Annotated in this window: 21 protein-coding genes; 18 read left to right on the plus strand and 3 right to left on the minus strand. The window is 52.7% G+C overall.

Annotated elements, in window-relative coordinates:
* Genes B9T62_RS01075 through B9T62_RS01090 form a run of 4 tightly spaced genes read left to right on the plus strand, consistent with a single transcriptional unit; the run spans position 1 to position 5,477 of the window.
* Positions 1–2,265 (plus strand): hypothetical protein, encoded by a 2,265-nt coding sequence (locus B9T62_RS01075; protein ID WP_087913579.1) that lies wholly within the window; start codon positions 1–3, stop codon positions 2,263–2,265.
* Between the two features lie 18 nt (positions 2,266–2,283).
* Complete coding sequence (locus B9T62_RS01080; protein WP_245864295.1) at positions 2,284–3,276, plus strand: TadE/TadG family type IV pilus assembly protein; 993 nt, start codon at positions 2,284–2,286, stop codon at positions 3,274–3,276.
* 13 nt (positions 3,277–3,289) lie between these two features.
* On the plus strand, positions 3,290–3,811 hold the full coding sequence (locus B9T62_RS01085) for an A24 family peptidase (protein ID WP_245864296.1): 522 nt from the start codon (positions 3,290–3,292) through the stop codon (positions 3,809–3,811).
* 16 nt (positions 3,812–3,827) lie between these two features.
* A complete protein-coding gene (locus B9T62_RS01090) occupies positions 3,828–5,477 on the plus strand; it encodes a DUF6382 and FHA domain-containing protein (protein ID WP_087913580.1) in 1,650 nt (549 codons plus the stop codon).
* A gap of 30 nt (positions 5,478–5,507) precedes the next feature.
* On the opposite strand, the gene B9T62_RS01095 is transcribed toward B9T62_RS01090, so the two are convergent.
* Positions 5,508–6,410, minus strand: a complete 903-nt coding sequence (locus B9T62_RS01095; protein WP_087913581.1) for a TIGR01777 family oxidoreductase — start codon at positions 6,408–6,410, stop codon at positions 5,508–5,510.
* Positions 6,411–6,428: 18 nt separating this feature from the next.
* Complete coding sequence (locus B9T62_RS01100) at positions 6,429–6,887, minus strand: DUF2621 family protein (protein WP_087913582.1); 459 nt, start codon at positions 6,885–6,887, stop codon at positions 6,429–6,431.
* Between the two features lie 171 nt (positions 6,888–7,058).
* On the opposite strand from B9T62_RS01100, the gene B9T62_RS01105 reads away from it, so the two are divergent.
* The 12 genes from B9T62_RS01105 (at position 7,059) to B9T62_RS01155 (ending at position 16,684) form a co-directional block, all read left to right on the plus strand.
* The gene (locus B9T62_RS01105) at positions 7,059–8,186 is read left to right on the plus strand and encodes a deoxyribonuclease IV (RefSeq protein WP_087913583.1); all 1,128 of its coding nucleotides are present in this window, start codon (positions 7,059–7,061) and stop codon (positions 8,184–8,186) included.
* Between the two features lie 48 nt (positions 8,187–8,234).
* Positions 8,235–9,134, plus strand: coding sequence for a formyltetrahydrofolate deformylase (gene purU, locus B9T62_RS01110; RefSeq protein WP_087913584.1), 900 nt, complete (start codon positions 8,235–8,237; stop codon positions 9,132–9,134).
* Positions 9,135–9,357: 223 nt separating this feature from the next.
* Positions 9,358–10,137 carry an SAF domain-containing protein gene (locus B9T62_RS01115; RefSeq protein ID WP_087913585.1) on the plus strand — a complete coding sequence of 260 codons (780 nt, stop codon included), beginning with the start codon at positions 9,358–9,360 and terminating at the stop codon, positions 10,135–10,137.
* Positions 10,138–10,153: 16 nt separating this feature from the next.
* Positions 10,154–11,218, plus strand: coding sequence for a P-loop NTPase family protein (locus tag B9T62_RS01120; protein WP_087913586.1), 1,065 nt, complete (start codon positions 10,154–10,156; stop codon positions 11,216–11,218).
* The gene (locus B9T62_RS01125; protein ID WP_087913587.1) at positions 11,215–12,735 is read left to right on the plus strand and encodes a P-loop NTPase family protein; all 1,521 of its coding nucleotides are present in this window, start codon (positions 11,215–11,217) and stop codon (positions 12,733–12,735) included. Before B9T62_RS01120 ends, B9T62_RS01125 begins: the two co-directional genes overlap by 4 nt.
* A gap of 13 nt (positions 12,736–12,748) precedes the next feature.
* The gene (locus B9T62_RS01130; RefSeq protein ID WP_087913588.1) at positions 12,749–13,798 is read left to right on the plus strand and encodes a hypothetical protein; all 1,050 of its coding nucleotides are present in this window, start codon (positions 12,749–12,751) and stop codon (positions 13,796–13,798) included.
* A gap of 11 nt (positions 13,799–13,809) precedes the next feature.
* Positions 13,810–14,679, plus strand: a complete 870-nt coding sequence (locus tag B9T62_RS01135) for a hypothetical protein (RefSeq protein ID WP_087913589.1) — start codon at positions 13,810–13,812, stop codon at positions 14,677–14,679.
* A 57-nt stretch (positions 14,680–14,736) separates the two neighbouring features.
* Positions 14,737–14,946, plus strand: coding sequence for a hypothetical protein (locus tag B9T62_RS01140; RefSeq protein WP_087913590.1), 210 nt, complete (start codon positions 14,737–14,739; stop codon positions 14,944–14,946).
* 26 nt (positions 14,947–14,972) lie between these two features.
* Positions 14,973–15,095: a hypothetical protein gene (locus B9T62_RS41145; RefSeq protein ID WP_281257676.1), complete on the plus strand. Its 123-nt coding sequence runs from the start codon at positions 14,973–14,975 to the stop codon at positions 15,093–15,095.
* Positions 15,096–15,111: 16 nt separating this feature from the next.
* Positions 15,112–15,492, plus strand: coding sequence for a hypothetical protein (locus tag B9T62_RS01145; protein WP_087913591.1), 381 nt, complete (start codon positions 15,112–15,114; stop codon positions 15,490–15,492).
* Positions 15,493–15,512: 20 nt separating this feature from the next.
* Positions 15,513–16,010: a hypothetical protein gene (locus B9T62_RS01150; protein WP_087913592.1), complete on the plus strand. Its 498-nt coding sequence runs from the start codon at positions 15,513–15,515 to the stop codon at positions 16,008–16,010.
* 29 nt (positions 16,011–16,039) lie between these two features.
* Positions 16,040–16,684, plus strand: a complete 645-nt coding sequence (locus tag B9T62_RS01155; protein WP_087913593.1) for a hypothetical protein — start codon at positions 16,040–16,042, stop codon at positions 16,682–16,684.
* Here B9T62_RS01155 and B9T62_RS01160 read toward each other — a convergent pair.
* A complete protein-coding gene (locus B9T62_RS01160; RefSeq protein ID WP_087913594.1) occupies positions 16,674–16,874 on the minus strand; it encodes a hypothetical protein in 201 nt (66 codons plus the stop codon). The two genes, B9T62_RS01155 and B9T62_RS01160, sit on opposite strands and share 11 nt — an antisense overlap.
* A gap of 559 nt (positions 16,875–17,433) precedes the next feature.
* On the opposite strand from B9T62_RS01160, the gene B9T62_RS01165 reads away from it, so the two are divergent.
* The gene (locus B9T62_RS01165; RefSeq protein WP_087913595.1) at positions 17,434–18,966 is read left to right on the plus strand and encodes a hypothetical protein; all 1,533 of its coding nucleotides are present in this window, start codon (positions 17,434–17,436) and stop codon (positions 18,964–18,966) included.
* The gene (locus B9T62_RS01170) at positions 18,960–22,844 is read left to right on the plus strand and encodes a hypothetical protein (protein ID WP_087913596.1); all 3,885 of its coding nucleotides are present in this window, start codon (positions 18,960–18,962) and stop codon (positions 22,842–22,844) included. Before B9T62_RS01165 ends, B9T62_RS01170 begins: the two co-directional genes overlap by 7 nt.
* The last annotated feature ends 142 nt before the right edge of the window (positions 22,845–22,986 follow it).

Raw genomic sequence — 22,986 nt, forward strand, 5'->3', positions numbered from 1 at the left:
ATGACGAACGGTTTAAAAGGTCCTTCGGGCAGCACTGCACGGGCTGCGGTGTCTAGAAGAAGCTGGCTGGGTGGGCACGAGGGATCGGTATCGGTATTTCTGATTATGGTGCTGGCTTTTGTATTTCTGTTCACCGCCGTGCTGATCGATTATGCGCGGATTGCGGCTGCCCATGTGCAGGAGGAGCGGCTCGCAAGGGCAGCGGTAAGATCGGTAATGTCGGCATACAATGTTGACCTGCGCGAGCAGTATGGATTGTTTGCCTTTGGCGGAAGTGACGGCAACCAGCTGCTGTCAGGGGTCCTGAATGACAACCTCCACAGAAGCGGACGCGAGGACGCCTTCGCCATTATGCCACTCGGCCTGGAATCCTCCTCCCTGGAATTCAGCCGTCCGTTGGGCAGCTATGACGTATTCCGGCGGCAGATTACTGAGGAGATGAAATACAAGGCACCGGTTGATTTCGCGCTGGAGCTGGCCGGCAAGTTCAAGCCGTTGTCGGCGGCCATGGCGGAGGCATCGCGCTCAACCGAGCTGCTGGGCCGGATGCAGCCGCTATATGATGAACGGGAACAGGCACTGGAACTGATGGCCAGCCGCCGGAAGCAGGCGGCAGAGGAAGTCAGGAAGGTGATGCGGCTGGTGATGGACCCTCCGGGTGGCAGCATTTATCCAACCGCAATTAACACTGTATCTACCGCAGCGGATATGGCTGCCCAATACAGCGATTATGTGGACAAGACTATGTTTGATCTAAGCCGTGAGAACTGGCAGGCCACAAGATTCACCGAGGTGTGTTCGCGGTACCGCCTGAAATCCGGCGATGTATTATCGCGGCTTCCTGCTTCTCTGAATACCTTTCGTGCAGAGTATGAGAAGCTGGCTGGCGAAGCCGGGGCTGCGTTGGAGCAGGCGCGCAGCCTGAATGAGCAGATGAGAGTGCTGCTGGAGCAGTCAAGAAGCAGTGTGCCGGATGCCGCCGCTGATCCTGCTTCCCAGTGGGATATCCCGGGAAGCCAGGATGGAATGAGTGCAGAGCCGCTGCGCAAGCTGCGTGAGCAGGAGGATGCGCTGATTATCAGCTCTGCCGATTTCGACCTGCTGCTAAGTCAGCTGTCGGCGCAGAACCAGGCCTCCTTGGCGGTGGACCCGGCTGTGACAGGACTGGTCGGAGTGCTGAACGAAACTACGGGGATTTACGGCAATCCATCCTCGATCATAAGCGCTGTGGTCCATACTTCGAACATGGTTAGTACTTATGTGAACAATTACGGTGAAGGTGGAGCCATTATCGGCGGAGAGTTGGCCGGGATTGAGCAGTACCGCAGCGTCAACGAGCAGCGCAAGCAGGTAGAGCGGCAAGCCAAAGCCGAGCTCGGTGGGGTGGAAAACCTGCTGGAGAAGATCCGCAGGCTGGGGGACGGGGCAACGGCTGCCAAGCAGCGATATGAACTGCTGTACCAATATTTTGAAGACAACCGTCAATTTAACGAGGGACTGGAGCAGGAATCATCGGCTGCTGCTACGGATTCTGATCCCTACAGAGCGGGAAGTACAGCGATGAAGGACATGGATGGTATTTATGCCGCCATGGGCAGTGTTCTGCAGGGAGGGCGTGACCGCTTGTTCCAGACAGAGTATGCGGCGCAGTATTTCCGCCATTTCGACAGCGCGGGTCTGGCTGCAGCACTTGCACAGACAGGTGCCGGTGCAGAAGGACAGCTGGCAGAACAGCTTGATCCCCATGCCCAAGAGCTGGAATATATCCTTTACGGCTTCCACAATCCTGCGGGCAATATCGCGGCAGCCTATGGTGAAATCTTCGCCATGCGGCTGGCTATCCGCACCATGGAAGGATTCATTGAGAAGGCGGGAATGGGCAATCCCCTGCTTGTGCTCGCAGCCGCGCTGCTCTACGGCATCCAGCAGGCCGTGCAAGATATGCTGCTGCTCTATGAGAAGGGGGCTATTCCGCTCTCCAAATACATGCCAGCACAACTGTCCTACCGTGACCATTTGCGGATATTCATGCTGCTGCATGGCGGCGGAGAGGTGCAGCTGTCGCGAATGCTGGCTGTCATTCGCCTCAATACGGGCATCGATACGACAGCGATCCATACCTATGCCGCTGCCGAGGTCAAGCTGGGCCTGCGGCTCTGGTTCCTGCCTGGTGTGGTGAGGCTGCTGGAAACCAGCGGAGGAATTTTCGGTGAAGTGCAGGGGAGTACTTATTACAGAACTGCACAAGCCGAGTTCTCTTATTAGCGGAAGGCTGTGAGTTTAATGGATTGCTGGAAGCGGAGGAAGGATGCTGCACAAGATTTAGGCAGCATGACGGTAGAAGCGGCAATGGTACTTCCCGTATTTCTGCTGTTTGTGCTCTTCTTGATCTCGATTGTACAGATGACCTTGTATTCAACGGCTCTGCAGAGTACCGCGTCGGATACCGTCAAGGTTGTTGCTGCTCATATGTATCCGGCGGCACTTGCAGAGGAGAGGTGGGGAGAAGAGAACCCGGGCAGCCAGCAGGAGAATGACAGTGGGGCGGGCAGGAATAGTGCTGCGGAGGCGACTCCATGGAGCATCCCGCGTTTGTCGGTGGAGGATTGGGGCGCAGGATATGCGGACGCTTTGCCTGAACCGATGGATGGATGGTTGCGAAGTGTTCTGCAGAAAGGAGAAGGGCCGCTGCAGCAGTTGCAGGCCGAAGCCTCGGAGAGTGTACTCGACCTGGCCGTCAAGCCGCTGCTGAAGCCTTATCTGTCCAGCACTCTGCTCGATTATGAACGCATCCATGTCTCGAATGTGCTTGTGCCGAAGCTGAAGGAGAAGGACTCCCGTCCTTACTTTGGACTTCAGGTCAGCTACGAGCTGCCGATGAAGGTGCCGTTTCTGAATAAGAAGATTGTGCTGGAGGCCAGCGCGGTAGAGCGGCTGTGGATCGGAGATACTGGGGAAGGCGGCAGCGGGAGCGATGATCCCGATCAGGAGGAGGACAGCGGAATTCTTATTCTGGAGAAGCCTGATCCCGGAGTGGCGAACAAGCAGGGAAAGATCCGCGCCAAGCTGCCGCCTGATGCCAAGGCCAATCTGACTATTTTTTATAAAAGCGGCAAAAGCAGCGCCAGGTACCTGGGCTGGAAGCAGGCTGACGAGAACGGTTATATCGAATGGGAGTGGAAGATTGGAGTGAACACCACTCCGGGCAACTGGCCGTTTGTGATTGAACTTGAGGATGGCAGAAAGCTCGAAGTGACGTTCACAGTAGTGAAATGATGAGAAGGGAAGTGTGGCAGTGGTGATGGCGGAATGGGCATTTTGGGGTTGTCTGCCGTTTCTGGCAGCCGCTCTGATTACAGATACGCTGGCCATGAGGATTCCGAATTGGATTACACTGAGCGCCTGGGGTGCAGGCATGCTTGTGCAGGGAATTATGGGCGGCTGGCAGGGTTTATTATTTGCCGGAGCAGGCAGTGCGGCAGGTTTCGCGATTATGCTGCTGATGCATCTCATGGGGGCGGTCGGTGCGGGTGATGTTAAGCTGTTCGCCGGAATCGGAGCATGGACCGGGCTGCTCTTCACGCTTCAGGTGATGGTATACTCCGTGCTGTTTGGGGCTTTGATCGGCTGGATCATCGTACTGTGGAGTCGGCAGGCAGGGAATGTACTGAAAACGATCGCGGGCAGAATTACAGGGCTGCTGTGGTTCGGAAGAAAGGGTCTGGTAAAGAGCAGCAGTAGCGAGTTGCTGAAATTTCCTTTTATGCTTGCGGTGATTCCGGGTTCATTCTGCGCTTATCTGTATCTATGAAAGGAGGCGAGGCAAGTTGTTCGGATTGACCCGTGATTTTATGCAGCAGGACGGTATCTATATGATGCTTGGCGAGCCTGGGGGTCTGCCTGCGGACAGGCTGAACAGGGTCCAGGCCCGGATGCTGATGAATGCCGGAATTCCACAGCATCTGCGGCTGCTGCTGAAGGAAGTTGACATGAGGATTACGCTGGAGTACGCCGTGTCACGCAAAAAAATGCTAAGCCACCTGCTCAAAAGCGAAAAGCTGAGCATGGCCGCTTTTTTTGGATTGCTGCTGCAGATTGCCCAAGGGATGGAGGATGGCCGTTTATACATGCTGCGGGCTGAGCAATACGCCCTGCATGCGGATTACATCTTTATCGAAGGGCCCTTGCAGACCGGGAAGGTATATTTGACCTATATCCCGCTGGAAGAGAAGGGGGCAGGCCTCTCTCCGGGAGAAGGCTTCAAGGACTTGATTATTGTGCTGATGGGATCGATATCGGAGCTTGCCGGTGGGGGTGTTCAGCGGCTGCTGCACTATTGCGGTGAAGAGGCCTTCACTCCGGCCGGTCTAAAATCCCTGCTCTCTGAGCTGCTGACGGAAGGGGAGCCGCTGACGCGTCAGCCTTACGTGGACCCGCAGCCCGCTTCAGCTCCGGCCCTGGAAGCAAAAAGAGAAGCTGCACTGCCGCAGCAGACACCGCCGGCTAAGCTGCCTGAGAGGGTAGGGGTTAACTCCTGGAGTGGCCTGGGCCGCACGGCTGGAGCCTCCGGGGAGAAGCCTGAACCGGTGCCGCAGCAGACGGCTTCCTGGATGAACGGTTACACCAGCATGCGGATGCGGGAAGAGGAGCAGCCGGCTGCTGGTCCCAAGGAGGAGGTGAAGGGGGAGCCGCAGGCTTCCGGTTACCGAACTTATGTTGTGCTGGGCTGTCTTTTAGCGGATGCGGCACTATGGAAGTTTCTGTACCTGCAGTCCCCGGATCGGATCGGACTGTTGATCTGCGGTGCTGTTACCGTGCTGCTTCTTGTCTTCAGCTGGTTGGTCTGGAAGGGGACTCTGACACTGAGGCGGGAGAACGGGGAGGACGAGGAAGGCGGTTCGTCAGGAGAGCCGGAATCTGGTGAACGTCCGATAGGCCGCAAGGAGCTGGAGTGGAATTTCGGCAGATATCCTGTTGTGCCAGCCAGATCTGCGGTTCGGGCGCAACCGGAAGGCTCCGCTTTAACATCGCTGTCTGTTGCTGACCCGGCCCCGCTTGCGCATAGTTTTTTTGCACAGCAGCCGGTTGACGGACCGCTGCCGGTAGCTGCGACTACAGTTTTGTCCAGGGAGAAGCCACCTGAAGAAAGCAAGGTGAATGACCATGTCAAAGCCGCCTTGCCTTTTCTGACCCGGTGTGATGAACAAGGAGAAACCGAGCGGATTGAACTCAATCGGACAAGCTTTATTATCGGGCGGTCGGCAGAGGTGGCCCAGTATGTGGAGATATCCGACGGAACCTCAAGAGTACATGCTGAAATCGCAAGAGGTCCGGTCGGTTATGTGCTGAAGGATCTCGATTCGCGCAATGGCACACTTTTTGAGGGAGAGCCCATGATTCCCTATAAGGAATATGCGCTCACCGAAGGCGCCAGCTTCACAATCGTCAACGGAATTTATACCTTTCATAATGCCTGAGACAGCTTTTTGCAGGAGAGTCAGGGCGAATTACGTAGACTTCAGCTGCTGAAGCGCGGTTTCCAAGACGGGATAATCAAAGGTGAAACCATGCTCCAGTGCTCTGGCAGGCACTACGCGCTGGCCTTTCAGCAGAATCTCGGACAGCTCGCCCACTGCGGTCTTCAGTACAAAGGCCGGGAGAGGGAACCAGTGGGGACGATGATACACCTTGCCAAGAGTGCGTCCGAATTGGCTGTTGGTAACAGGATGGGGCGCGGTGGCGTTGACGGGACCGGAAATTTCCGTATAGCGGATGCAGTAGTCGATCAGCCGGATGATATCGGTCAGATGAATCCAGGACATCCACTGCCCACCGCTGCCGATGCTGCCGCCGAAGCCTAGCAGATAGGGCAGCTTCATTTTGGGGAAGGCACCGCTTTCGTTGCCAAGCACAATTCCGGTACGCAGCTTGATCAGCCGGACATCCTGATAATCCTCATCCGCTGCTTCTTCCCAGGCATAAACAACCTCGGAGGGGAAGTCCATCACATTGCGCGGAGAGCTCTCATCGAAGGTGTCGTCCAGAGAAGTGCCATATATGGCTACCGCCGAAGACTGGATCACAACGGGCGGCTTCTGCTTCAGGGCTTTCAGCAGCTCTGCGGCTGCGGCCACCGTTTCCAGACGCGACAGCATAATTGACTTTTTGGCGGCAGAAGTCCACCGCTGGCTCAGCGAAGAACCCGCCAGATTAACAAGAGCGGCAGCTCCTTCAAGCGGAGAGGGATCGGATTTCAGAGTATCCCAGGTATGGTAGCTTACCTTGGGGTCAGCGAGTCTCTTCTCAGGCAGCTTACGTCCGATGATACAGACCTCATGCCCGGCTTCCAGCCAATATTTCGTAAGCGCCAGACCGATGAAGCCGGTTCCGCCGCAGATCGCATATTTCATGGGGAGACATCTCCGTTTCTATTTGATCATATGCCGGTAAGGAGCATAATCGATACCGTTCTTCTCCAGAAAATGAATCAGAAAACGGTTGTCACGGCGCGGGGTGGCGGTGATGTAGCCCTGGATGCAATGATCGCGCGTTACCTCCGGCGAATGGCTCTCGACGGCGATTCTGCCGATCTCGGCCGCGATGGAGTGTTTGGCAATATCACGGAAAGGGCCGGGTACTGGCTGGACCAGCTGGTCCAAAAAAGCTTTGGCATCGTCGCCCCACAGCGGGCGGCTGCGTTCGACCCAATAATTCTGCCAGTCGAGCCGCGATTTGCCGTCCGCCTTGGGCAGGACCTTAAGGAATTTGCGGAACATAAAGAAGCCACCGATACACATGGTGAAGAGCAGCAGAAAAGTCCACAACGCGATGGAGTTCATAAACCAGTTGCTGGGTGCTGCGGATAACAAGCCGAATTTGACAAACATGCATACACCACCTTTGGCAATGAATATTGTCACAAGCAATTCTTTCATCTAAAGTATAGCTTATTTTTTCCTGTTTTGCGAAGGCGGATGAGGCGTGAATGGCATTGCCTAGATTTATTGTTCCGATCACGGTAGAATAAGGGTTAATTCGTGAAGGAAAGAGGGAAAGGCATGCTAAAAATAGGTTCTCATGTGTCCTGCGCGGACAAGGGTTTACTGAGCGCGGCCAATGAAGCGAACGAGTACGGCTCCAGCTCATTTATGATATATACGGGAGCGCCGCAGAATACGCGCCGCAAACCAATTGAGTCCATGTATCCTGCGGAAGGAAAGCTGGCCATGAAGGCCAACGGCGTGGAGGAGATTGTGGTTCATGCTCCTTATATTATCAATCTGGGCTCCTACAAGGAGAATACGTATCAGCTGGCTGTTGATTTTCTGCAGGAGGAGATCCGCCGCACCGAAGCGTTGGAGGTTAAGCACATCGTGCTTCATCCTGGCGCCTTCACAGACAAGGATGCCGAATTCGGTATCCAGCGGATCGCCGATGGGCTGAATGAGGTGCTTGGCGGCACGGATGAGACAGAAGTGCATATTGCCCTGGAAACGATGGCCGGCAAAGGTACGGAAATTGGCCGCAGCTTCGAGGAAATCGCCTCGATCATCGACAAGGTCGAATTCAACCAGCGCCTGTCTGTCTGCCTGGATACCTGTCACATCCACGATGCCGGATATGATATCGTAAACGATCTGGATGGTGTGCTGCAGGAATTTGACCGGTTGATCGGCCTGGAGCGTCTGGGTGTCATCCATCTGAATGACAGCAAGAATCCGGCCGGAGCGAGCAAGGATCGTCATACCCCGATCGGTTCAGGCTGGATTGGCTTCGACACCATCAACAAGGTAGTGCATCATGAAGCGCTGGCAGGCCTGCCGTTTATTCTGGAGACCCCATGGATCGGCAAGGATGCCAAGACACAGCGGCCGATGTATGAGGTGGAGATCGCCTTGCTGCGCGGCAATGTCGCCGAGCGGTTCGGTGCGGAGTTTCTGCAGGAGGTCGAGGAGCTGCATTCCTTCTTCGCCAAGCAGGAGCTGGATTCCCGCCAATATGTGCTGGACGTATGGACGTTGCTGAAGAATGATGCCAAAGCCAAGAAGGCAGATCCCCGTGAACCGCTTGAACGGCTCTATGATCAGGTGATGAACGCCGGGTTATTCCCCAGCCTCAGTGAACAGGCGGTTAACCATCGCTTGATCGCTTGGCTTGCGGGCAAGCAGCTTCTTGTCAACGCCTAAGGCTGCCTCGATAAATGCGCATACAGATGAGAGGATGGAAAGAGAATTATGGAATTGCATGTAAAAAGAGATCATTCGGCTGACGCCGGCCAATATCCGAACCGGGTGCGCATGCTGATTTCCTGTCCGGATGGACCGGGGATTGTAGCGGCGGTATCGCATTTTCTGTACCAGCACGGTGCCAATATTGTGCAATCGGATCAATATACGATGGACCCGGACGGCGGAATGTTTTTTATGCGGGTCGAGTTTGACCTGCCTAGCCTTGCAGAACGCCTTGATCAGCTGACTGAACAGTTCGGCGGCGTGGCTGAACGTTTCAAGATGGACTGGCAGATCTTTAATGTGCGCCAGAAGAAGAAGCTTGCGATCTTTGTATCCAAAGAGGATCACTGCCTGGTGGAGCTGCTCTGGCAGTGGCAGGCAGGGGACCTGGATGCCGATATTTCGCTTGTGGTCAGCAATCATGCCGATATGAAGTCCTATGTGGAGTCCTTTGGTATTCCGTTCCATCATATTCCGGTTACTGCCGATACGAAAGCGGAAGCGGAACAGCGTCAGCTGGAGGTGATTGGCGACGATATCGATGTAATTATTCTCGCCCGGTATATGCAGATTATCTCTCCGTCATTCATTGAGCATTACCGTCACCGGATTATTAATATTCATCATTCCTTTCTGCCCGCCTTTATTGGAGGCAATCCTTATGCCCAGGCCTATAACCGCGGCGTAAAGATCATTGGAGCCACAGCCCACTATGTAACAGAGGAGCTGGACGGTGGTCCTATCATCGAACAGGACGTGCAGCGGGTCAGCCACAGCGATGATGTTACTGAGCTGAAGCGGATCGGCCGCACCATTGAGCGGGTCGTGCTGGCCCGGGCAGTAAAGTGGCATATTGAGGACCGGATTCTCGTTCATCACAACAAAGCGGTAGTGTTTAACTAGCTTTTAATTGTCGGGTCTGTTTGACTGTGCTTCACCGGTGAGAGCCGCTGCCCGTATGCGGGCAGTGTGCCGTTCACTGTTCTCTATACTTTGATTAAACTGTAAGTAATCAAATAAGGCTGTATTCTACAGGCGAAAAAGCATTTTGCCAGCATTTTGGACTTCTGTGCCAAAGTGTTTTTTGTCGTTTCCATAATTAGAATCTGTGAAGGAGGCTGGAAGCTTGTCCATACAACGGGGCCGTTTGCTGAAACGCAATTATCTGTTCGCCGTGCTCATCTTATTGGTCGGCTTCGGCGGGCTGCTGGGCTACGATCTGTATTTCAAGCCCTATGTGTTGTCCGGAACTGTAGTCAAAATTAAGGTGGCCGACGGACGGCTGCTGCCCAAGAATTATGAATTAAAGCCGGCAGATCTGTATCTGGATTCGGTCCAGACCAAGGATATCCCCGCCGGGGTGATCACGGACATTGGGCAGGTGGCTAACAAAATTACTAATGTGAATCTGACCAATGGCAGTATTTTGACCGACTCGCTGGTCGATGTGAGCGGACTGGAGCCGCTGCAGGATGAAGGGATTTTCCCTATTCCCAAGGAGGCCATTTATGCAATCAACGGCTCGCTGCGCAGCCGGGACAAGGTAGACATTTATCTGGTGGAGGAGAAGCAGGCGTCGCAGCGTTCTGGCGAAACACCCGGAGGCAACAGCGGTCTGCAGAAAACACCTCCTGGCGCAGCACCGTCAGACTCTGCCGGAGCGGCGGTTCAGGAAATACCGGATAAGCCACAGCAGCAGGTATTTCTGGCCGGGGTGACGGTCAACTATGTACGGACAGAAGACAATAACGATGTGCTGGATTCCGAGCACGGCAACAACAATAACCGTTTTACCTCAACCGGCAAGGTGGCTGCGCCTGAACTTAAGCTGAAGAAAAGCGACGGCCAGCTGTTGGGACAATATCTGGAGCAGGGGATGAAGCTCTGGATCGTAAGGGTGGAGTAGGAGTGGGAGGACAACTTTGAGAATATTCAGTTTGGGAATCGATCAGCTGACTGTCAACGAAATTAAAAATGCCGGATTTATGGTCATCACACAAAATGTGCTGCCTGAGCCCTCCCATGCAGAGGGACAGCTGCTGATGGTGACCAGCGACCATGTGCCCGTTCACCTGCTGGTGGAGCTGCGGCGCAAGCTTGTGAACACAACGATTCTGTATCTGTTTCAGCAAAAAGGAGTGCGCGGCTATCAGGCTGTGCACATGGTATGCGAGAGCCTGGGGATTTATTTCATCCCGCCGCGTTCCACCGCGTCCGCTCTCATTGAGAAGCTGCGCTTTATTCTCGAAGAGGACAGCGAGCAGCGCAGCAACCTGGTCGGTTTCTTCGGGTCCGGCCCGGGCATTGGCTGCACCAGCAGCGCAAAGCTATTCGCCAGACGGATTGCGGCTGCCGGTCTGCGGGTGATTGTACTGGGGCTGGATCTCTACGATCCCGGCTATGACCGCAAGACGGCCATCAGTCTGGACCGGCTGCGGCCCCGGCTGACCGGCAAGATGATTCATGATGAGGATTTCCAGCAATTGATCAGACAGGAGGGTTACCTCTACCTTCCCGGCAATTACGATTATTTAAGCGCACAAGATTATCAGGAGGATGAGATTGAGTATCTCCTGAGCCGGGCGGGAGCAAATGCCGATGTGGTAATTGCCGATTTCGGTTCCATCCCGGAAAGTGCAGCGTGGTATGTGGGGATGCAGAAATCTGCGCTGCGCATGATCGTCACCCATCCGAAGCATGAATACCGTCTGGAGCCGCTGCTGGAGCTGGCAGGGCATATGGATCTGCAGCCGCAGGATTTCCAGCTAATCATCAACCGCAGCAATGTCGAGGAGATTACCTCGCCGAGGAATCTCTCGCAGCGCTTCGGCAGCGAGATCCTGCTGGAGCTGCCGCATTACCCGCCGTTTCAGGACAGTCTGCCACTGGGCAAAAAAGAGCTGCAGCACGTCGACGACAAGGTGCATTCCCTGCTGGTGTCGCTGGGGCTGGCGCCGGAGGTGCGCAAGAAAGGGGTGTTCTTATGATCAGTTATTCTCCGCAGGAGCAAACGCATCCAATGCAGCTGCAGCCGAAGCCGAAGCCGTCGGAGGAGTGGAGCCTGCCGCGGTCTACTTTCCGGCCTCCCTTTTCCCTCAAGCAAAGTGTTCTGCGGACCAGCAAGCCAGGGAAAGAGGATTTCTACGGCTTTCTACACAAGATGAAAAGTGACATGAGCCTTGGCCTGGAGCGGGAGGATGACAGTTATTTTGAGCTGAATTCGAAAGCCTTGATCGGCGATCCGCAGGCGGTAAGCTTTTTTATGAACGAAATTGAGAAATACCTGCGCAAAACGCCGTTCACCGGCGTCGTTCCCGAAGCCTACCGTACAGCGGCGGAAGCCTTGTTCCATGAGTGGAAGGGCTTCGGCCCGGCCTACCGCTGGTTTACGGACCGGGCCTACAGCGAATCTACCGGCCTGCAGATGATCGGGAAGCAGATTTTTTATAACCACAGAGGGAGCTTTGTTGCTTATCCGTACGAGATGCCTTCGCTGGACCGGGTAGAACAGCTGAAACGTTCCTTGCTCAAGAGTGATCCGAACAAAAAGCTTAACAAAGACAACCCTTCGGTCGAGTTCAAGATGGATGATCCGCTCTGGCCCGGACGGTTCATCCGGCTGGCGATTTGGGTATCGCCCAGAGTCTGGGACGGCTTCACTACGATCTCGCTGCGGCGTCAGGTGGTCGAGTTTCTGAATCTGGAGGATCAGGCGGGGACCGAATGTATTCCGGCGGAAGCGATTGAGCTCATCCGTGCGATTACCGCAACATTCCGCAATACGATTATTGCCGGGGCCGTAGGTTCGGGCAAAACTACCTTTGCCAATACGATAGTAGGCGAGCAGTTGCTTGGCTCCACCTCCTGCATGGGGGTAGTGATGATTGAGAAGCACCCGGAATCGATTCTGCCCTATCAGATCAAGGGACACCGGATTATTCCGATTCAGGCTTCGAACGAGGAGCTGATGGAGGTAGGCGTTGAATCGCTTCGGCATGACCCCAATATCCTCTACATGACCGAAATGCGTTATAACGAATGGGAATTCTATCTCTGGAGCGGCGAAAAAGGCTATGACGGCATTACCGGCACATTTCACACCGTGGATTCAGAGGATATTCCGTACCAGGGCGCGTTTGCGGTATCGACACGGATTGGCGGCAGCCTGAAGGGGCATCTGATCTCAGCGCTGAAGTCCTGCGAGCTGGTGTTTATTCTGGAGAGTGTTCCTAATGGGAAAAAGCGGCTGGCGCGGATTTCGGAGGTTTTTTATGACGAGGGGCGCAATTCGGTGTTCGCCAGTGATCTGATGCGCTGGGATACGGAGCTGTTGGGCTGGACTTACAATGACAAGCTGACAGATGCCCTGATCGGCAAAATGATCCGCAAAAATCAACCTGCTACCCAAACCGTTCTGAAAGAACTCAAACGGCTGGCGGCAGTGAAGCCCATGACCAGTCCGCTGAAGGAGAGTCTAAAGTCAAAGATTGTGCTTAACGAGTGAGGGGGCAACTGCTGTGGAATTGATGATGTATCTTATCCGCTTTGTCCTTCATGTGCTGGCTGTTGGGGGATTGTGGCTGCTTACGAGGCCGCTGATTGAACAGCATTTAAGACAGCTGGGGCAGAAGCTCGACTATCGCATTCAGCGCGGCTGGAGTTTGTTTGGTGGAAGAGTCAGCGGGATTCGAAAAAAGATATGGCTCTACCGCCACCTGGACAATCTGCTGTATTTCGTGCACCGGAGGTATGAGCCGGGAATCAGTGTGATGCGTTTTCTGATCCGGACGGGAGTGATTTTCCTTGCCGTCTTCCTGTCGGGACTGCTGACTCTCAGCGAGCTTCCGGGGCGGATGAGCTTCTCCAATCCTTTTTTGGAGGGGATTACACTTACTGACGGTACACCGGCTGAGGGGGCTTGGCGGTTTCCGATGTTTGTAGCGATCATTTCGGCAACGGTGCCTTATTTCCGGATGCGGTACACTCATGCGCAGCGGAAGGTGCGGGGCAGCTACGATCTGCTGGATGTCGTCAAAATCTCTACCAAGTTCACCCACCTCTCGGTGGATTCAATTCTGGACCGTACCGCCGACTATTTGAGGGAGGATAATGTACTGAAATCCCCGCTCAAGCTGCTCGCCGCCGCCTTCGGCAATTACAGCCACGAACGGGAGCTGAACGAAGCGGCGGCGCGGTTTACCGGGGCGATCGGCACCACTTTTGCGGTTGAGTTCATATCGGATCTGCTCTATGCGGAGAAGGAGGGCACCCGTTATCTCAAAAGCTCGCTGATGCTGCTCAATCGCTCCATGGAACAGCAGAGAGAGACGATTCTTACGGTAAAAGCGGGCAGCCGGGATGCGATCAGCTTGGGGCTGTACGGCAACCTTGTCGTGCTGGTGTCCTGCGTGGGTACCTTCATGTATATGCTGAAGCCGGATGTGTATTTTCAGCTGCAGTTCGAAACCACAGTCGGTCTTACCTTCCTGATGGTGATTGTTTCAGGTTTGTTTGTATCTTTTGTAATCAGTACAATTCTCGCCCGGCCCAAGCTGGACTACCACTGAGGGGATGGATTATGGACAGGTTTCTATTATTAACGGCTGTGGCCGGCGTTGTGTATCTGGCCTTGCTGGTATTTATCAGCAGCAGCAGCAAACAGGAGCGGTATATGGTCCGGCTGGGGCTAAAGTGGGATGCGCTGGGTAACCGGATGCAGGTGGGCCGGCTTCAGCAGCTTCTGAATGACAGTGGTTTATCGATTTCAGCAGGCAAAATCACCTTATTCCGTTATTGTGCCGCCCTGCTGTTCGTAGCTGTTCAGTTCGCCGGTAATTTCATCCGGGCCGCTCCTTTTTCACCCTATGACCTGCTGATTGCTCTGCTGATTCTGCTACTTACCAGTCCGCGGCGGTTTCTGCCGCTTGGATGGCTGCTGGCCTGGCTTCATCAGAAGACGCTGATCCAGAAGGATGGCGAGCTGATCTCCTTCGTGCGGCTGTATGAGAACAACCGGCTGCGCAAGCATGGGTATGTGCAGTTTGGGGCTTTTTGCGCCGGAGCTGCCGGGCACTTTCAATATATCCGCCAGGATCTGCATGAGCTGTCCGAACGGGCGGTGGACGAAGGAGTGGAAAGGGCCATTGAGTGGTTTTGCGGCAAATTTCCCGACAACCACAGCTTCATTAATGACATCCGCTCGATCTTGCTGGCTACGGAGGGGATGGATGATGACAACGAGGCCGCAGGTTACCTGCGCGAGCAGGGCAAGATCATCTCCAAAATATCAAGCGATCAATATTTAAAGAAGTGGTCTTTTATCGGAGATGTTTCCACCATCATTAATGTAATCCCGTCGATCGCCACCTTTTTGATGATTGTCTCGCTGGCCATGCAATATATTATGCTGATTAAAGGCAATTTCAACGGTGTAGGCATGTTCCAGTGAAAATTTATATATTCAGGATAAGTTTAAAAATATACAATCAAAAGGGAGATATTAACAATGAAAAAAGATGCTATTTCTACAGGTATGTTTATCGCTATCGGATTCCTCTGCGTGGCTATTGTGATTGCGATTCTGGTACCTCTTGTTCAGGATGTCGTAAATGACGCCGATGATAACAGACCCCCCATTCCCGGTGTAACGCTGGTTCAGCCCCGGAATTCTGTTGAAGCGGTTGTCAGCGATATCTTGCACCATTCCGCGGTTTAACTGTTATGAAAAAGGACTCCATCTCAGTGGCTATGTTTCTGGCTATCGGATTTGTCATCGCGGGCATCTTCATCACTGCAGCCACACATATCATCGGCAGCAGCCAGGACGACATCATTACGCATACCAAACAAGTGGAGCAATACTGACAAGGGGGCGTAACCGATGAAGGCAACCGTCCTCAGGGCTTTGTTTATGTGGCTTGTGCTGTTCATTATTCTGCAGCCGATTTTTTCGTACATTGATTATTTACTGGACCTGCAGATCAAGGCCAACACCTCCTACATCACGCAAAAAGCGGCAACCGAAGGGCTGGTCACAGCCTCGATGCGCAGTGAAGTGATCGCCAACCTCCGGGCCGTAGGGTTTCCCGAGGCTTCGGTTCAAATCACCAGCAGCACCGCAACCGTGCAGGAGCGCAAGCAGCGGATTGACGTCTATATCCAGGCGCCGCGGGTGAATCTGTTCCCTTATAATTTTGCCACCGCCACCCAGCCGACCTTTTATTACGGACACGGATCGATTATGAGCGAATATCTTGATTGATTAAGGGATGAAGTGAAGTTATGGATTATATTATCAAACTGGCCTTTGTCCTGCTGATCTTTATCTACTCCTGGTTCTTTCAGATTCAGAATCAGGAGTGGGATATGGTGCGTGGGATGCTGAAGGATGCGGGAAACATCGCCGTTCATGATGCAGCCCAGGCGCTGGACCAAACAGCCTTGGCAGACGGTAGACTGGTGATTGATCCTGCCGAAGCTTATGCCGCTTTCACGGAGGCGGTCCAGCTTAACCTTGGTCTTGGCGACGATCTTTCCCCAGAAACCGGCAGCAGGCTGCATCATCAGGTGAAGGTGCTGAAATTTGAGATTATTGATGAGTCCTCGGGAGTGACTTTTCCGCTGCTCTATGAAGACAGGGCTTATGGCATCACCAAATACATACAAGGCCCATCAGTCATCGCTGTAATTGAAACCGCTCATCCGGTATTGATCACCAGAGCTAAACAGCAGGAGCCGATCCGGGTACCGGCAATTCAGGAATATAGAATGGATGAATAACAATATTTGTTCAGAGGAGAGATGAGGAAATGAATAAAAGTATAGTGAAGGCTGCTTTGGCTGTGACGATGTTAGTAAGTGGAGTAATGGGACAAGGTGTGGTCACAACTGCTGCTGCGGCTAAGCCGGCAGCTACTGTAAAGCCAAATGCTACTGTTAAACCTGCGACTACTGCTGTGCCGATTATGAGGGATAATCTTTCGAAGTATGGGTTGAAGAAGGATGTGGAGTTGCCGGTTACGGTGGAGGCCGGGGGATTAAGTTATACGTTGGAGAAGGTGATGATTTATGATTTTAAATCGCCAGAAGTTAAAAAATTACAAAAATTATATGGTTTTCAGAATATGGGAGGTATTCTAGTTAACCCTAAATACTTTGTATGGACAAAAGTAACGATTACCAATATATCAAAAAACAAATTAATTGGATCTGGTAGAACTATTGAGAACATGGTGTTACTGCGTTTTCAGGATGGCCAAATATTAGATGGAATATGGCCTGCGAATAGAGCGGAGAAAACAAATGATAAAGAAGCTTTATGGACTTATAATCTAGCCCCTGGTCAAAAGCTGACGTCTAATCTGGCTTATGCTTATAATGGAGAATTCAATTATTTTGTAATGCGAACTTTTAATAATGGAAAAATCTCTGAAAAATATGTGGTTAAAGAATGAAGAAATCACTAATTGCCCTTTTCAGTATTGTATTAGCTTTCTCTTTCAATTTCTCTTCGATAATTTCTGCTGCCGATACTAAATTGACAACAGTATCTATCCCTACAAGCACTGGTCTAACAGGATCTAACAACAGTGCAAAAAGTTTTACTCTTGATCTTCCAAACGGCGTAACAGCGACAACTATCAAGACAAACACTCTAAAATACAAGGGTAATAACCAGGTCATCACAGCAGCAGAGGTAGTTAATGGGAAAATCAAAATTACTCTGAAAGGCGCAGAAAATAAGAATCTTATAAGCGGTGTTCAGGGTTATAGAGCCTCTTATGGGGAAAACTACATCACGAATCCTAGTAATTCTATATGGCGATATTCGGATGGTCAGCGGTGGCAAATAAATGAATATAATGAAGCCATTAATGGTATGAAAACTTATGATAAATTAAAAGAAGATAGTTATACACCATCTGCTAATCCACCTTACGTTACTGTTTCAGCGGCCCCAGCACAAACAATGGAATTTATTAAATGGTTTAACGGATCTAAAACAGAAGTAATAGATGCACAAAATATTATTACTTCAACAATTAAGATAAGGGCCGGGGTAGGGAGTTCCCCTTACCTTAAAGGAGAACCTAAGTTCAAAAATAATAAGGTAATAGTTACCTATTATCTTCCCTATTTTATTATTAATGGTCAAAAAGGCCTACTTGAATATACCAACCAAGCTGAGGATGCATCACATCCTTTGGTTGGTCATGCGCAAGGGAGGAAGTACGAGGTTAAAGCTGCCTATTACTATACCGCCGACGCCAAAGTCACCACCTACAGCTACGGAGGCACCGTCACCTTCGACTACGCCCTCCCCACCGAACCCACCCTAACCGGCACGGCTTCCATACTGAAGCCCAACCCCAACCCGGCGAAGTTTGATGGCAAGGACGTACCAGTTCAGCTCAACCTGAAGGGTGAGCTTGCGGCGTATGCAGACACCGGGAATATCAGTGAGTGGGTGCTCTTTGCTAAAGAGAAGGGGAAGGACAACACGCTGCAGACCAAAAAGGATTACAGCAAGACGCTCAGTAGCACCCGTTCCTTTGATTTCACGATCCCGAAAGGGAATGTCACCAGTGATAGATACGAGCAGGATTATGATCTGACTGTTGTCGTTCGCTTCTCCAAGCCCGTCAGTACCAAGACTGGCACTGTGACCTCGCTTCAGGAGTCGTTTACCAAGAAGGTTGAAGTGATGAAGAATCCGCCGCTTCCGTCAGATCCACCGATTCCCAAGCCGGAGCTGAAGCCGCCCGTTCCTGTACTGGATATCCCCGATGTGGTCATGGCCGGTGAAGAATTTATGGCCGACGGTCAGCGCTCCCATGATCCGGACGGCACGATTGTGGAGTATCATTGGTCCGTTCCGGGAGCCGTCAATCCGGTGAGCGGTAAATATGACTGGACCTGGTATCCGATCGATCAGCTGGGCTGGAAGAGAGTGACCTTACGGGTGGTCGATAATGACGGACTGGCCAGATCCACTTCCGGACAGATCGAAGTGATCCAGCCGGTTCCGAAGGCGGTGCTTCAGATCAAGGGCATCAAGAAGGAGAACCGCAAGGTGACCGTACACAATATCAGCACCAGCCCGGAGCATTACCCGATCGTGGCAGCGAAAACTGTGCTGACGATTACTCCAGTGTCAGGCGGAACCGCGGCGGCGATCAAATACAGCGGTGATCTGAACGCAGTTAAGGACAAGGATATGATTTTCAAAAAAGCCGGTACCTATAAAGCGACCTTGACGGTGACCAACACGGCCGGATTTTCGGACACCACCAGCCAGACCTTTGATATCATTCCTGACGAACCGCCGGTAGTATACTTCTCATCACCAACGACGATCTATAGAGATCCGGGTGAGAGCAACCTGGCGACTGCCTCTCTGTCCGATATGTCATTTTCTCCGGACTTTGATATATTAGGCCGCCGCTTATGGGAATACCGCTATGATTCGAATAATAACGGCAGCTTCAATGATGAAGCGTGGAACATCGCCAACAACGAGAACAACAGCCAGCTGCAATTGAAGCTGCATGAAGTGGGGAGATACGAAGTCAAGCTGACTGTGTTTGAAGAATTTGACCAGCCTACCCTTACCGAATTCGTGACAGAGGCGGACCGCCGATCTGCCGACTCCAACACAAGTAATCCGCCACAACTTCTCCTAGAACGTACGATAACAGTGCAGAATCGCGCGCCGGAGGTGGATTGGGCATGGTGAAACTAAAGAAAAGGATCCGCCAAGGGATCGTCCTGCTTGTTATAATTTCCTTATTGGGTGGCATGGGCTTGGTGAGTGGGGTCCCTGTAGCAGAAGCGGCAGGGGAAGTCATTGAATTTAATGATATCCTCGTTCCGGCAGAACGTGTGACAGGCAGCAGGCCGCCCTCGTATCCGGGTGACAACAACTGGCATGCCAGTACGATGAATATTCAGCTGCCGGAGTTTACGATCAACCAGATTGGCTATAACCAGGTGACCGGGATGTTCAACATGAGTTACGCCAATGATTACTTGCCCACCTTATGGGAAGCCCACCGTGAACAGCTGCAACCACTTGAAGCCTGGTACATGAAACAAGGCTATCGTACCGGTTATGTGGCTTCGATGGACCTCTTTTTTGCAGATGGAACGACTCAAAATATTGGGGATTTTAAAACCTCCACTTCATACAATCAATATGGGGATTTAGATCTGGGCAGTTACAAGAACCATACCGCCATGGCGGTGCATATACCAGCTCGTACGAAGGTACCTCTTTCTTATAGTGACTATCCGTTTCCCGAGTATTTTAATTGGGCAGAAGCCCCGGATTACCCTACACTATCCCTCTATACGGGGAAGAAGCCGGTGTCTGTGTCACTCAATTTTTGGTTTAGCGAAGTCTATGAACGCGGGGACAATGCAGAAGGCTGGATGGACAAAAGCTATCATGAATATACGGTAGCCTCTACCCGTCAGTTTACCTTCTCCACGAACAAAAAGCCCAATCTGACGCTTACTTCCCAGCCCGGGCAGAAGGCGATCAATGAGAAGGGACTCAGCACGTTTCATGTAACCGGTTATGTCCAGGACCCGGATAATGACACGGTGGATGTGATTGCCGAGATTCCCAACGTGTTCTACAAAAAAGTAACGTTATCTGGTACGGCATCCTCCCGGGACTTCTCCATTCCGATTGATGTGCTGCAGGAGAATATCGCACCGGGCCAATATACCATCAATGTGAAGGTGGTGGATCCTTATAATTTCAAATCGGAAGCCAGCACGAGCTTTGAAGTCACCCACCGGTTAAAAAACAAAGCCTTCCTGCTGGTGAACCAGACGGCGGATTCCGCTGAGCATTACGGGGACTATGAACATGACCCGGCGTATGCCTTCCGGTTCAAATATGACCATGATCCTTACTTTTTTGATAATCCCATGGGGATGATTTCCGACAGCAGCCTATGGAGAAATGCAAAATACAGCACTTTTCCGTACAGCGGGGTGTATGTCGCTTCCTTTCAGGCCAAGGATTCACCCAAAGCGGATGATCGCTTCGATCCTTTCCGCCTGTGGAGCCGCGACAATCTGTCGTCCATGACCTTTCATGTCCACCGCAAGCCGGTGGCTCTATTCACGGCCAAACTGGCCGGAGGGAGCCTTCAGCTCAGCGACAGCTCTTATGATCTGGACCATACCTCCGCTTCAAACAAAGGACTGATGGCCTGGCAGTGGCAGCATAAGCGTTCATCTTCCGAAGTCTGGAATGACGGCCAGCCCCCGGCTCAGTTGTCGGGAGCCTATGACATCCGCTTACGGGTCAGAGATGTGGACGGGGTGAATGGAGCTGGTGTATGGAGCGACTGGTGCCAGCGCAGCGTGGGCAGTGGGGGCAACCTTCCCCCGGTAGCGATGTTTACGGTCGATCCGAACAACGTCTCTTACCGTAAAGCGACCACCGTCACCGACCGTTCCTTTGATCCGGACAATGACCCGCTGGATACCTATGAATGGAATGTGGTTAAAAATGGCGGGCAGCAGGTTTGGGCTCATTATGGGGGAGCTACGGTACCACCGAACATTGCCGGGTTTGGCGTGGGCGATTACCGGCTGACCCTGAAGGTCCGGGATAACCGCGGCTTGTGGTCAGAGCCGTACAGCCAATCAGTGCAGGTGAAGAACAACCCGCCTGCTGCTGCCTTCTATATGCCTCCGGAGGTATACCGGGATACAGTGATTACCCTGGACAATCTGACCCCGGATCCGGATGAAGACGGCGATGCCCTTACCTATCAATGGAATGGGCGGCTGAATAACAGCCCGTATTATTTTGCCGGCAACAGCCGCTACCAAGCGATGACGATCCGTGACCTGATCGCGAGAAGCGGGATATCCCAGCAGAACGCTATTTCGGACGGCTGGGAAATGAGATTGACGGCTTCGGATGGCTCACTTCAATCCAATGCCACCCGGATGTTTACCGTGAAAAATCATGTGCCGACGGCTGCCATCAGCGGGCCAGAGATTGCTTTTCAAGATGATACGAAATGGTACACTTCTGCAGATGAGGACGGAGATTTATCCGACATCGCCAGTCTGCAATATTTCTGGAAAGTCACAGACAGCGATGGCCGCACCAAGCTATACCGCACGCCTTCGATCGACCTGACCTTCCCGCAAACGGGGATCTACACCCTGGAGCACTGGGCAATTGACCAGATCGGGGCCAAGTCGAATATCGCTTCATTAAAAGTGAAAGTGGCTGAGAATCAACCACCGGGACTTACGCTCACCTCGCCTGCAGGGACAAAAGCAAATCCGACGGTACTGGATGCCGAAACCCAAGGTGATCCGCTGATCCAGTGGACCTACGCCGACCCGGAGAATGATCCGCAGGAGAAATACCGCCTGGAATTCTTCACCAAGGACAGCCTGCTGGCGAAGTCGATAGAGAACAATGACAGCAGCGGGGGCATCCGCCAGTACCAGGTACCTAATGGAACCTTTGCACGGTTTGAGTATTTCATCGTGAATGGCCGGGCCTTCTCCAAAGGCTCCTGGTCAGAAATCTCTAATGAGAAGTCGTTTATTATCGACAACCCGCCGCAGCCGGGCTTCACGCTGCTGACGGACACGGGCAAGAATGCAGTGAAAGTGCCGATTTACCGCACCGATACGCTGACGATCCAGAGCACGGCGACAGACCCGGACGAGCCGAAGGGTGACGTAATCAGCTATCAATATTATCTGAAGCCGGCGGACGGGACTGAAAGCCTGACGAGCACTAAGAGTACGTTCACCAAGAAGTTCAGCACAAACGGCAGCTTCACCTACCGGCAGGTGGTTACCGATTCGCTCGGACTGCGGCGAGAGCTGTCGCAGACCCTGACGGTCGTGAACCGGTTGCCAACAGTCAATATTACCTATCCGACCAGCATCAATCCGGACAAGCCAACGATTGCCAGCACGTTAACGCCGATTATCAAGTGGGAGTACCAGGATGAGGATGGCGATCTGCAGCAGCGGTTCCGGGTGCGGATCATCAACCTGGCGACGGGATCCGTCAAGGTCCAGTCAGGGGAACAAGCCTCCGGTGCGAAGCAGTGGAAGATCCCGGCAGGCACACTGATCGAGAATGAGAAGTATGCGGTGGAGCTGGAGGCCTTCGACGGGTTCGAATGGAGCCGGACCGCGCCGCACAAATACTTTATGGTCAATCTGCTCAGCATTAAAGGAGCCGTGCGCCATACGCCGGAGTGGGATGCCAACCGCAAAGCTTATAATCTGAAGAAAAGCGGCAACGAGGAATCGCCAAGAGCCTTTAACGTGTATTGGGCAGGCGAGCGGTTTGTACTGCAGGGAACAGCGACGGGCTTGCCGGATACCGTACAGGTGACCATGACTGGTGGATACACCACGCAGCTGATTGCAGCGGATGAGGAGAAGACAAGGTGGATGGGCGAGCTCTATGATCCGGCTTTTGATAAACTGCCGGATGGGCCGGTCACCTTCACGTTTACAGCAACGAATGAATACCAGACAAAAGTAGATACAGTAGCCGTTGTAATTGATGGTGATTGGGCTGATTATTTTAGAGTTCATCGAATAAAGTGATTTTTATGCCGCCTATTGGCGGCATATTTTATATTTTGAAGAGTAGAAGTCAACCATACCGACCGTCTCAGGGGGGTGCGCTCGTTTTTTGTTTTAACGATGTAAGTGCTTGTCCCGATCTGGGGACAAGCACTTACATCGT

It is taken from the genome of Paenibacillus donghaensis, from assembly GCF_002192415.1.
Classification (GTDB): Bacteria; Bacillota; Bacilli; order Paenibacillales; family Paenibacillaceae; genus Paenibacillus_AQ; species Paenibacillus_AQ donghaensis.